This window comes from Parazoarcus communis, assembly GCF_003111645.1.
Taxonomy (GTDB): Bacteria; Pseudomonadota; Gammaproteobacteria; order Burkholderiales; family Rhodocyclaceae; genus Parazoarcus; species Parazoarcus communis_A.
Window position 1 is genome coordinate 3659649 of sequence record NZ_CP022187.1, and the last position, 12380, is coordinate 3672028.

The following is a 12380-nucleotide window of genomic DNA, read 5'->3' on the forward strand; positions in this document are numbered from 1 at the left end:
TGCACAACCCAATCAGCCGGAGGCAATCATGAGCCTGGTATTCAAGCCCGAAGAAACCTTCCGCGGCGACTACACCTACCGCAACAGCGACGCGGCCATCCTGCGCTTCCCGTTTCCGTTCCCGGAAGACCGCTACATGTACAGCGTCAACATCGAGCCGCATGTCCGCAGCGGCCCGACCGACGCCTTCTGCCGCCCCTTCGACATCGACGAGCACTACATTGCCGAGTGCCGCGACCGCGCGCTGACGCTTGAGCAGGACCCCGGCCGCTGCCAGGTGCTGTCGCACATGATGACCGCGCAGTGGGACACGCTCGAGCTGCTGATGGAGAACATGGCGGCCGACTACCCGGAGCAGTTCTCGCTGACCAAGGACGGCGATGTGTTCGGCAGTCGCTGGACGTGGATCAACCGCCCGCTGGGTATCGAGCAAAGCTTCATCTTCGGCGACCCCGACACGCTGCCATGCGAGCCCTTCGAATACATCACCCGTCAGGCCCAGGGCGACTTCGCGATCTGCGATCAGCGCGAGGACAATCTCTACCTCGACGCCGGCATGATCACCTCGCAGGCCGACTGGTCGCTGGAGTTCAATGTGGGCATGAACTTCATGGAGTGGCACGGACCGGTGCCGCTCGCGCACCAGGCCGGGGTGTTCGAGCGTGCGCTCAAGTATCTGCTCATGCTGCGTCTGGGCCAGCCGGTGCGTCGCCTGAACTGGACCATGAGCATCAATCCGCGGCTCGACACCTCGCCCGAGAGTTACCCGGAGTGGGGCCCGGACCGCGCCTCGGTCACGGTTGAAAACGCCGGCGGCAAGGTGCACCTGCGCGTCGAACTGCAGACCCTGTGGCGCCTGCCGCGCAGCAACGCGATCCTGTTCCCGATCCGCTGCTTCCTGATCTCGGTCGAAGAGCTGGCGCGTGTGCCCAAGTGGGGCAAGCGCCTGCACCGGGTGCTGTCTTCGCTACCGCCCGAACTGGTCGAGTACAAGGGCCTGACCCGTTACCTGCCGGCCACGCTGGCCTGGCTTGCACCGCTCGATGACGGCGCCGAGCTCGCCACCGGCATCGGGCCGGACATTACCGAACTCGCGCCGATTTAATCCGATTTCAGCTCATTCATTCCCTCACGTAAAAGGACAAAGCCATGAACGCCATCAATGAACTCGCTCCCACCGGTATCGGCTCGGAATGGAGCCCGCAGTGGATGCTCAGCCCCGAACAGCTGGCCCTGCAGGCCGAACTGATCGCCGTGTGCCAGAGCACGATGCGCCCGAACGCAATCGACAGCGACAAGAACTACGTCTATCCGCGCAAGAACTTCGAGGCGCTGGCCGCCATGGGGCTGCTGGGTCTGACCGTGCCGAAGGAACTGGGCGGACGCGGCGAAAGCCACCTGTGCGCCGCCATGGTGGTCGAGACCATCGCGCGGTATGGCTGCCCCTCGACTGCGATGTGCTACACCATGCACCTCGGCGCCTGCGCTGCGGCACTCCTGCGCCACCACGGCAACGAGCGCCTGAAGGCCATCCTCAGTCGTGTCGACGCGGACGTGCTGATCGGCACCCTGTCCTTCTCCGATCCGGAGACCGGCTCCCACTTCTGGTATCCGATGTCCTCGCGTGCCGAACGCACCGAGAACGGCTGGAAGGTGTTCAAGAAGGCATCCTGGACCACATCCGGTGGCTTTGCCGACTGGTACATCATCCAGACCACATCGCCCGATTTCGGCGGCAACTACTCCGACCTGTCCTGCTTCCTGGTGACCAAGGATCAGATCCAGGCCGATCCCGCCAACTGGGATGGTCTTGGCATGCGCGGCAACCAGTCTGGCCCGATCTCGGTCGATGGGGTGGATATCGCGCCCGACGCGCTGGTCGGCCCGGTGGGCGATGGCGCCAAGTCCAACGACGAGGTGGTCGATCCCTTCTTCCTGGTGTGCTCTTCCGCATGCTGGAACGGCATCAGCCTGGCCGCCATGGACATCACCAAGAACCACACCACGCGCAAGGTGCACAACGATGTCGGCATGCGTGTCGCAGACTACCCGACGATCCAGGATTACGTGGGCGAATGCCTGATCGACACCAACGCCAGCCGCAGCTATGTCTATCTGGCGGCAAAGGCGCTTGATGATCAGACCGGTGGCTGCGACTGGTCCGGTCATGCCGACCTTGCCTATCTGCCTCGCACCGGCCTGCTGAACTGGTTGTGGCAGGTCAAGTTCTTCTCCTCCAAGAACGTCTCCAACGTCGTCGACAAGATGCTCCACGCCTGCGGCGGCACCGGTTACAAGCCGGCGCTGGGCATCGAGCGCCTGCTGCGTGACGGCAAGGCGGGCTGGGTGATGGGCCCCACCAACGAGGTGCTGCGTCAGTTCGTCGGCAAGTCGGCACTGCTCGGTTTCGAGGTGCTCGACTACTGGAACCAGTCGGTGAATCAGCGCGTGCTGAACAACGAACTGAAGAAGATGAGCAAGTCGGAAAAGGCCGCTTTCGCTTCCAAGCTGCTCGAAGACGCTCAGGCCTGAGCCAATACACGGAGCCTGCCATGCACGCTGTTGCCCTCCAGCAGGTTCCGGCCGCCGCGCCGGAACCCCTTGCCGCCCATCACGCGCCGTTCGATGGTCGGATGTTCCGCAAGGTCCTCGGACTGTTTCCCACCGGCGTCACCATCGTTACCACCTGGGACGATCAGGGGCGGCCGGTGGGGGCAACCGTGAGCTCCTTCAATACCGTGTCGCTCGATCCGCCGCTGGTGCTCTTCAGCCTGGCGCGGAACAGCGCCTGCTGCGAGGCGTTTGCCGCCGGCGGTGCGCTGGCGATCCACGTGCTGGGTCACGAACAGAGCGAGCTGTCGTCGCGCTTTGCCCGCGGCGGCGGGGACAAGTGGGTCGATCTGAACTATGCGCCGGGCGAGCTCGGCGCCCCCTTGCTGGACGACACCCTCGCCAGTTTCGAGTGCAGCCTGTTCGCACAGTATCCGGGCGGCGACCACATCATCTTCGTCGCCGAAGTCGACAACCTGCGTTTCCGCGATGGCGAACCGCTGGTGTTCTGCGCCGGTGGCTATCGCAAGCTGGTGGCAAAGGACGTCTGCGCATGAACGACAAGGCACCGCCGTTCATCGAAGAGGACCCCTTCCTGCTGCAGGCGGACGCACAGCCCACCCTGCAGCAGGTCTTTCCCGAGCCGCTGACGGTGATCCGGGTCGGGGCGGCGAGCGCCCGGGCCTTCGAACTGAAGGCCGGGCAGTTCATTCAGGTCATCGATGTGGAGGGGCGTCAGTGTTCGGATGTCCTCGCCTTCGATGCCGCAGCGCTTGCCGCCGGTGAAGAGTGGGGGCTGGACCCGACGGTGACCCGCACCCTGGCGGGGTCGTCCTATCCCATGCCCGGCCTGCACGCGAAGTATTTCGATGCGCGCATGCAGCCCCTGCTTGAGACCGTGCAGGATACCGTGGGGCGGCACGATGCCTTTGCCCTTGCCTGCACCGCGAAGTATTACGAGGACCAGGGCTTTCCCGGTCACGCCAACTGCAGCGACAACTTCAACGCCGTGCTCGAGCCGATGGGCGTTCGTCCGCGCGCAGGCTGGCCGGCGATCAACTTTTTCTACAACACCTTCATCCAGCCCTGCGGCAGCCTCGGCTTTGCCGAGCCGTGGTCGAAGGCGGGTGACTACGTGCTGCTCAGGGCACTCAAGGATCTGGTGGTGGCGGTGTCGTCCTGCGCCGACGACATCGACCCCGCCAACGCCTGGCAGCCGACCGACATCGAGGTTCGCATCTATGACGCGGCCCATTCATTCCCTCGCGCGATGGCCCACCGAATGACTCCCGACGCTCCTGTACGCCTGACCCGTCCCACGGCCTTTGCCGGCGTGACCGAAACGCTGACGCGGGACTTCATCGACTATCATGGCTTCTGGCTGCCGCGCAGCTTCGTGGGCCACGGCACGATTGCCGAATACTGGGCGTGCCGCGAGAAGGTCGCGGTGATGGATCTGACCGCGCTGCGCAAGTTCGACATCACCGGACCCGATGCCGAGGCCCTGCTGCAGAAGGTGGTTACCCGCGACATGCGCAAGCTGGCCGTGGGTCAGGTGGTCTATACCGCGGTATGCCACGCTCACGGCGGCATGATGGACGACGGCACGGTGTTCCGCCTTGGGCGCGATGTATTCCGCTTCGTGTGTGGCGAGGACACGACCGGCCTGTGGCTGAAGGAGCAGGCAGCGGCAGCGGGCTTCAACGTGCATGTGCGCGATGCCACTGACAGCCTGCACAACATTGCGGTGCAGGGACCGCGCAGCCGCGAGCTGCTGGCCAAGATCCTGTGGACCGCACCGGCGCAGCCGGGTATCGCCGAACTCGGCTGGTTCCGCTTCATGGCGGCGCGTCTGGGCGGGCCGACTGGTCGCCCGCTGGTGGTGTCCCGCACCGGCTACACCGGCGAACTCGGCTTCGAGCTGTGGTGTCACCCCGATGATGGCACAGAGCTGTGGAATGTCGTGGCCGAGGCCGGAGCGCCGCTCGGACTGGTGCCGCTCGGGTTCGATGCGCTTGACATGTTGCGCATCGAGGCCGGGCTGGCTTTTGCCGGTCAGGAGTTCTGCGATCAGACCGATCCCTTCGAAGCCGGCATCGGCTTTACCGTGGCACTGTCCAAACCCGACGACTTCATCGGTCGGGCGGCACTCGAAGAACGCAAGGCGCACCCGCGGCGCAAGCTGGTCGGGCTCGCGATCGACAGCAACGAAGCGGTGCATCACGGCGACGGCGTCTATATCGGTCGCGCCAGGGTGGGCGAGATCACCAGCGCGGTGCGCTCTCCGGTGCTCAATGCACAGGTCGCGCTGGCGCGGGTGGATGTCGCCTGTTCCGAGCTCGATACGGCGCTGCAGGTGGGCCAGCTCGACGGCCACCGCAAGCGACTCGCTGCGCGCGTCGTGGCCTTCCCGCACTACGATCCGACTAAGTCCAGGGTGCGCAGCTAGGCCGGCTTTCAGCCTGCCTGCTCAGTGAGCCTGTTCGGGCGGCGGCAGCGCGCCGGGATGGTCGTGGCGCGCTGCCTGCTCGAGCATGGCGTTCGCATCGGCGTGGGCCTCGCGCTCGGTCGCGATGCCGAAGCGCGCGCTCAGGCTGAGGCTATGGCCGTCGATGCGAAGCGGGCGACTGATTTCCGCCGCGAGTGCATGGGCGAGATGCAGCAGGCCTGCTGCCGAGGACGGTTCGGCACTCGGCGGCCCGGCCCAGCTCAGCGTCTGCGGGCGGAAGTCCGAGATCAGCACTGCAAAGCCGCCGGCGTGACGGGCAACCCCGTTGCAGTCGCTCTGCGCAAGCCGCAGACGCTTGCCGATCTCGACGCTGACGCGTTCGCTCATTGCCGGCCCGTAGTGCTCGGCAATCTCGGTGATCGTTTCGATCTCGATGTGGATCAGCGCAAACGGGTAATCGGCAATCGCCGCGTGGCGGTACAGATGCTGCAGACGGTCAAGGAACAGGCTCAGATTCATCAGACCGGTGGCGTTGTCAAAGAACAGGCGCCGGCGCGCTTCCTCCTGCGCGCCCCGGCTGGCGCTGACGTCGGTGATGAAGCCCTCCAGGCCGAGGAATTCGCCCCGGCTGGAATAGATGCCGCGCCCCTGTTCCCATACCCAGCGGGTCTGACCGTCGCGGTCCACGATGCGGTAGCTCAGTTCGTAGCGCTCACGGCGGTCGAGTCGCATCTGCACGAAGTTCCACACGAAATCGCGGTCCTCCTCGTGGATCATCTCGGCAAAGCAGGCCGAGTGGTTATCCACCAGTTCCAGCGGGGTGTAGCCGGTGAGTTCGAAGCAGCCCTCGCTGACGAACTCCATCGTCCAGTTGCGATCGTTCTGGCCGCGGTAAATCATCCCCGGCAGGTTGTCCAGCATGGTGTGCAGACCGCGGCGTTGCGCGCGCAGGGCCTCTTCGCTGCGGCGGCGCTGGTCGATGTCGAGCAGGATGCCGCTCACCCCGGTCTCGCCGAGCGTCTGCAGCGGCATTGGCCAGGCGCGCAGTTCGACCCAGCGTGCGGCGTGGGCGCGGGTGGCGCGAATGCGAAGCTCAAGCGTGAGGTTGTCGCGTTTGCCGGCCTGCAGTTGGCGCAGCCCGGTGCCGAGGGCGGCGCGGTCTTCGCTGTGGAAGGTCGAGAGAAACGGTTGTTGCGTGCTTTCCGCAACGCTGCGGCCGGTGCTGCGCTCCCATTGTGCGTTGGCATAGCTGAGCTGCATCTGTGCGTCGAGGGAGAACAGGATCTCGCGCGAGAAGTGGGTCAGCCGCGTTGCCTGCAGATACTCATGTCCGGTGTTGGTCGCGGCGTCCTGAGGGGTGGAGAACTGCAGCAGGGTGAGCTGCGCGCTGTGGCCCTGAAACAGGCTGACACGGGCCGACCACGGTGTGCCGTCGGCACGCATCAGCGACAGGGTGCCGGCATCGCTGTTGTCTGCCTGGGGAGAAAGGAGTGTGGCAAGCCTGCGGTGATGCTTCGGATGCACGATGTTGTCCAGCGGCATGCCGATCAGTTCGTCGCCGCGATCCTCCAGCCCAATGAGTTTGAGCAGGGCGCGATTGGCGTTGGCGATGTTCTCGCCTTCAAGCAGCAGGGCAGGCTGGCCGCTTTGCTCGGCGAAGCGGCTCAGCGACTGCAGCGCAGAAAGCGCGTCGGTCGTCCGGCTGCTGCCGCCGTGCCGCCCGCCGTGGCGAAGCACGATCCAGGTCAGTAGTGGAATCATGGCCAGCGTCCACAGCAGGGGAGAGGTGTCGCTGCCATCTCCGAGCACGAGCAAGGCGGTCGAGCAGGCAAGGAGGGTGGCGATCAGGTAAAGCGTCATCGTTGTAATGGTCCGGCGTGAGAGTAAGTGGCGGCTAAGGCGCACAAAGCAGGATTCAATCCAGTCTGAGGGCCGGCGCGCATGAATATGCCGCAGCGCTTGATTCCTGATGGGCGCAAAAGTTGCTTTCAGTTAAACGACTTAACGCCTGAAGATTGCGCCTTGCTGGCCCTCATCTTGAAAAAACATCCGCTTTTCTCGCGTCTCGTTCTCGTACTGGTGTGTCTAGCCTGCCTGTGCGCGACCCTGTTCGTCAGCGCCGGCGTTGCCGCCGGGCTGCAAGTGACGCTCGGAACCGCTGCAGACCCGACACTTTCGTCCCGCCTCGCGGTTCTGCAACTGTTGCAGGCCCTGCTAGCGCTGATGTTCCTCCTTGGGTGCGGGGCCACGCTGCGGATTGCGCGCAAGATGCTCGTGGTGCGCACCGATTTCGCCCTCGAGCGGCTCAACAGGCACGTCTTTGGTGCCACGGTGGCGTGGGACGAGGGCGTGGATGAGGTGGACCGGCTACACCGGGCACTCGATGGGGTGTCGACCCAGCTCGCCTGCCACCTTGCAGAGGCCGAACGGCTGTCGCGGCAGGCGTCCGAGCATGAGCGCTTCGCCACCCGGACACTCGAATTCATCTGCCAGGCCAGTCTCTGCCTTGCCGAACACAGCGCGAGCGCACCGTGGCTGAATTCCCTGCTAGAGGACATGGCCGACTGCCTGGCGGTGCGTGCCTGTGCGCTGGTGTTGCTTGAGCCGGTGGCCGACGGGCTGGGGGTGCCGTCACAGCTGGGCGATGTCCGCCGCCTGCAGTTGCTGGAAGCGTTTTCGGTCGAGGAGCTGTCGCGCGGAAACGGCCTGCACCGGGCATCGACTGCTGCCGAAGGCGAGCATGTTGAGCTGGCGGTGCCGGTGCGCGATGCCGGCGACACCTATGGCGTACTGATCGTCGAGGCGCCGGGAGACTTCATGTTCGAGAGCCGGCATAGCCGGCTGATCGAGGCGGTGGCGTCGCTGTTTGCGCTGTCGCTGGGCAATCTGCAGCGCAACCACCGACGCCGGCGTCTGGCGCTGATGGACGAGCGCAGCGCGATCGCCGGGGAACTGCACGATTCGCTCGCCCAGGCCCTGTCCTACATGAAGCTGCAGGTGGCGCGTCTGCAGCTGGAGATCGGGCGCAGCTGTGCGGACTGTGGTCCCGGCGAGCGTGTGCTGGAGGTGTCGGGCGAGATCAAGAACGGGCTCGACAGCGCCTACCGCCACCTGCGCGAACTGCTCTCGGCCTTTCGCACCAGCATGCCGCCGGGCGGCCTGCAGCAGGCGCTGCGCGAGGTGGTGGATGAGCTGTCCGCACGCTCGGGCACCGAACTCGGCTTCGATTACCGGCTGGGCAGCAGGCACCTGTCGGTCAACGAGGAGTTCCACCTGCTGCAGATCGTGCGCGAGGCGCTGACCAATGTCGTACGTCACGCGCGGGCGCAGCACGCACAGGTGCGCTTCGACGAGGAGGACGACGGACAGATCGTGCTCACGGTCGAGGACGATGGTCGCGGGCTGCGCGAGGGCAGCGGCGGCGATGGTCACCATGGGGTGTCGATCATGCGCGACCGCGCCCGGCAGATTGGCGGGGCCTTGCACTTGCGGCCGGCTGCGAGCGGGCAGGGCACCTGCGTCGAGATGCGCTTCCGGCCGCGGCCGGGCAGCACCTGAAACGGATTGATCAAGCAATGAGGACGGACAGCATGGACAACGCGGCTGGGGGCGACCCGGATCGACACGGCACACCGATCAGACTGGTGGTCGTGGATGACCACGCACTGTTTCGCAAGGGGGTCAGCCAGCTGCTGGCAATGTACGACGATGTCGAGGTCGTCGCCGAGGCGGCGTCGGGTGCGGAGGGGATCGAGGCGGTGCTGACGCACCGGCCGGATGTGGCGCTGATCGATCTGCACATGAAGGGGCTCGACGGCATCTCGGTGCTGCGGGCGCTGAAGGCCGCGGGATCGACCACCCGCCTGGTGATGCTCACCGTGTCCGACTCCAGTTTCGACATCATGGAGGCGCTGAACTCGGGCGCCAGCGGTTACCTGCTCAAGGACATGGAGCCGGACGAGTTCTGCATGAAGCTGCGTCAGGTCGCCGCGGGAGGAACGGTGCTGTCGGCCGCGGTAGGCGGCCTGCTGGCCAAACCCCAGCCGCCTTCGAAAGAATCGCTGAATGAGCACTGGGCCTCGCTGACCGCACGCGAACAGGAGACCCTGGAGCTGGTGTCCAAGGGCGCATCGAACAAGATCGTTGCGCGCGCGCTCGGCATTGCCGAGAGCACGGTGAAGGTGCACGTGAAGCACGTGCTGCAGAAACTCAATCTGCGTAACCGGTTTGAAGCGGCGGTGTGGCTGCGCGAACTGCGCGAGGACGAGAGACACCAGGCCTGACGCCGTGGTGGGAGGCCGGGGCGTAGTACCAGAGGAGTATTTTCGCGTGCCCGGCACACTGGCTTAATGAACTCAATTTCACTCTTCGCTGAAAAGGGAGTTTCAAATGAGTTCATGGAGACAGTCGACACTGGCTGACCGGCATCGCGCACTGGGTTCGACCCTCGCCGACTGGAACGGGATGGCGACAGCCTGGACCTACAGCACCGATCTCGCCGACGAACACGAGGCCATTCGCACCCGCGCCGGCCTGATGGATGTGTCCGGGCTCAAGAAGGTGCACCTGGTCGGGCCGCATGCGGAAGCCCTGCTCAACTACGCGACCACGCGCAATGTCAGCAAGCTCTATCCGGGCAAGTCGGTGTATGCCTGCATGCTCAATGAAGCCGGCAAGTTCATCGACGACTGCGTGATCTACCGCAACGGCCCCAACGCCTTCATGGTGGTGCACGGCTCGGGCCAGGGCCACGAGATCCTGACCCGCGGCGCGGTGGGACGCAACGTGGCGGTGCTGTTCGATGACGACCTGCACGACCTTTCACTGCAGGGGCCGCTGGCGGTGGAGTACCTGTCGAAGCATGTGCCGGGCATCCGCGACCTGCCTTATTTCCATCACATGCAGACCCGGCTCTTCGGCTGCCCGGTCACGATTTCGCGCACCGGCTATACCGGCGAGCGCGGCTACGAGCTGTTCTGCAAGGGCGTCGATGCGCCGCTGATCTGGGACACCATCGTGGAGGAAGGCAAGGCGATGGGCATCATGCCCTGCTCCTTCACCGCGCTGGACTGGCTGCGGGTCGAGAGCTACCTGCTGTTCTATCCCTACGACAACTCTGACATGTATCCGATGGAAGGCGAGGCGATCGGTGACTCCCTTTGGGAGCTGGGCCTCGACTTCACCGTGTCGCCGGGCAAGACCGAGTTCCGCGGCGCGGCCGAGCACTTCCGCCTGCAGGGCAGGGAGCGCTTCAAGATCTACGGCGTCGAGCTCGATACCAAGGAAATCGCGCAAGGCGGCGATGCCATCTGGGACGGCGACACCAAGGTCGGCTTCGTGACCTGCGCAATGTATTCCCGTCTCACCGGGCGCGGCATGGCCATCGCCCGCATGGACCCGGCCTACGCCGTTCCCGGGCGTGCGCTCGAACTGCGCGGCGCCACCCTGCGCTGTGCGGCGACCACCCATACGCTGCCTTTCGACGATCCCGAAAAGCTCAAGCGTACCGCCAAGGGCTGAGGGGCGAAGCCTTGCAAGGGCGCCGCGAGTGCGCCCGCTACGCCCCGCGCAACAAGACCGAAAACAGGAAAACAGCACCCCCATGAGCCCCTCAGAGAGACGTTACACCCTGTCCCTGTCCTGCCCGGACAGGGTTGGCATCGTGACCACCGTCAGCAGCTTCTTCTCCAGCCACCAGGGCTGGATCACCGAGGCGAACCACCACGCGGACGTGGACGGCAAGCGCTTCTTCATGCGTCAGGAGATCCTGGCCGACTCGCTGCCCTTCGACATCGATGTGCTGCGCGAGAAGTTCGCGCCGATCGCACGTGAATTCGACATGGACTGGAAGATCAGCGACAGCGCGCGCAAGAAGCGCGTGGTGGTGATGGTGAGCAAGCAGGAGCACTGCCTGTACGACCTGCTGTCGCGCTGGCATGCCGATGAGCTGAACATCGAGATCCCGTGCGTGATCTCCAACCACGAGACCTTCCGCGGGCTGGTGGAGTGGCACGGCATTCCCTTCCATCACGTGCCGGTCACGCCCGACACCAAGGCCGAGGCCTACGCCAGGGTCGAGGACCTGTACCGCGAAGCCGAAGGCGACGTGATGGTGCTGGCGCGCTACATGCAGATTCTGTCGCCGGGGCTGTGCGAGCGCTACCCGGGCCAGATCATCAACATCCACCACAGCTTTCTGCCCAGCTTCGTCGGCGCCAAGCCCTACCACCAGGCCTATGTGCGTGGCGTGAAGCTGATCGGCGCGACCTGCCACTACGTGACCTCGGAGCTCGATCAGGGCCCGATCATCGAGCAGGACGTGATCCGCATCGACCACTCGGACGCACCGGAAGATCTGGTGCGCTACGGCAAGGACATCGAGAAAGCCGTCCTCGCCCGCGGCCTGCGCTATCACCTGGAAGACCGGGTGCTGGTGCATGGCAATAAAACCGTCGTTTTCCGCTGAGAGGCCGCCATGACGGCACAGATCATCGACGGCAAGGCGCTGTCGAAACAGCTCCGAGTGGGTTTTCGCGAGCGCGTGGGACGGCTGGTGGAGCAGGGCGTGCGCCCCGGGCTGGCGGTCATCCTGGTCGGGGACAATCCGGCCTCGCGGGTGTATGTGGGCAACAAGGTGAAGGCGTGCGAGGAATGCGGCGTGCGCTCGCTGCATGTGGCGCTGCCGGCCGATACGCCGGAAGTGGAGATGCTGGCACGCATCGCCCAGCTCAACGCCGACCCGACGGTGCACGGCATCCTGATTCAGCTGCCGCTGCCCGGGCACATCGATGTGCGCCGGGTGCTGGAGGCGATCTCGGTGCATAAGGACGTCGACGGCTTTCATCTGTACAACGTCGGCGGACTGGTGGTGGGCAACACCATCTTCCCGCCATGCACGCCCTACGGCGTGCAGCTGCTGCTCGACACCACCGGCACCGAGGTCGCGGGCAAGAACGTGGTGGTGGTGGGGGCGAGCAACATCGTCGGCAAGCCGATGGCGCTGATGCTGCTGCAGCGCGAAGCCACGGTGACGATCTGCCACGCGAAAACGCGCGATCTGGCTCAGCACACCATTCTGGCCGACATCCTGATCGTGGCCGCGGGCAAGCCGGGTCTGATCGTGCCGCAGATGGTCAAGCAAGGCGCCATCGTCATCGACGTCGGCATCAACCGCCTGCCGGACAACCGCATCGTCGGCGACGTGGATTTCGACGGGGTGAAGGAGAAAGCCTCGTGGATCACGCCGGTGCCCGGCGGCGTGGGGCCGATGACGGTGACCATGCTGATCGAGAACACGCTGCGCTCGGCCGAACGCAGCCTGCAGGCGAGCCCCGCCGACGACTATCAGGACTGGGAAGCCCCGGTGCTGAAGGCGGTCTGA

The 12380-nt window shown here is 65.1% G+C and carries 10 protein-coding genes; 9 read left to right on the plus strand and 1 reads right to left on the minus strand.

What is annotated here, in order from left to right; genetic code table 11:
* Positions 1-28: 28 nt before the first annotated feature.
* The 4 genes from CEW83_RS16715 to CEW83_RS16730 are packed head-to-tail and all read left to right on the plus strand — an operon-like array spanning position 29 to position 4999.
* Complete coding sequence (locus CEW83_RS16715) at positions 29-1105, plus strand: heme-dependent oxidative N-demethylase family protein (RefSeq protein ID WP_108950348.1); 1077 nt, start codon at positions 29-31, stop codon at positions 1103-1105.
* A 44-nt stretch (positions 1106-1149) separates the two neighbouring features.
* A complete protein-coding gene (locus tag CEW83_RS16720; RefSeq protein ID WP_108950349.1) occupies positions 1150-2532 on the plus strand; it encodes an acyl-CoA dehydrogenase family protein in 1383 nt (460 codons plus the stop codon).
* Between the two features lie 20 nt (positions 2533-2552).
* Positions 2553-3107, plus strand: coding sequence for a flavin reductase family protein (locus CEW83_RS16725; RefSeq protein ID WP_199915148.1), 555 nt, complete (start codon positions 2553-2555; stop codon positions 3105-3107).
* On the plus strand, positions 3104-4999 hold the full coding sequence (locus CEW83_RS16730; protein WP_108950350.1) for a DUF1989 domain-containing protein: 1896 nt from the start codon (positions 3104-3106) through the stop codon (positions 4997-4999). The genes CEW83_RS16725 and CEW83_RS16730 overlap by 4 nt, the downstream gene beginning before the upstream one ends.
* 21 nt (positions 5000-5020) lie before the next feature.
* On the opposite strand, the gene CEW83_RS16735 is transcribed toward CEW83_RS16730, so the two are convergent.
* On the minus strand, positions 5021-6859 hold the full coding sequence (locus CEW83_RS16735) for a PAS domain S-box protein (RefSeq protein ID WP_108950351.1): 1839 nt from the start codon (positions 6857-6859) through the stop codon (positions 5021-5023).
* A 177-nt stretch (positions 6860-7036) separates the two neighbouring features.
* On the opposite strand from CEW83_RS16735, the gene CEW83_RS16740 reads away from it, so the two are divergent.
* From CEW83_RS16740 to folD, 5 genes are all read left to right on the plus strand, one after another.
* Positions 7037-8557, plus strand: coding sequence for an ATP-binding protein (locus CEW83_RS16740; protein ID WP_159099483.1), 1521 nt, complete (start codon positions 7037-7039; stop codon positions 8555-8557).
* A gap of 32 nt (positions 8558-8589) precedes the next feature.
* Positions 8590-9282, plus strand: a complete 693-nt coding sequence (locus CEW83_RS16745; RefSeq protein ID WP_108950353.1) for a response regulator — start codon at positions 8590-8592, stop codon at positions 9280-9282.
* Between the two features lie 106 nt (positions 9283-9388).
* The gene (locus tag CEW83_RS16750; protein ID WP_108950354.1) at positions 9389-10519 is read left to right on the plus strand and encodes an aminomethyltransferase family protein; all 1131 of its coding nucleotides are present in this window, start codon (positions 9389-9391) and stop codon (positions 10517-10519) included.
* A gap of 82 nt (positions 10520-10601) precedes the next feature.
* A complete protein-coding gene (gene purU / locus CEW83_RS16755; RefSeq protein ID WP_108950355.1) occupies positions 10602-11465 on the plus strand; it encodes a formyltetrahydrofolate deformylase in 864 nt (287 codons plus the stop codon).
* A 9-nt stretch (positions 11466-11474) separates the two neighbouring features.
* Entirely contained in the window at positions 11475-12380 is a 906-nt protein-coding gene (folD, locus tag CEW83_RS16760; protein ID WP_108950356.1) for a bifunctional methylenetetrahydrofolate dehydrogenase/methenyltetrahydrofolate cyclohydrolase FolD, read from the plus strand.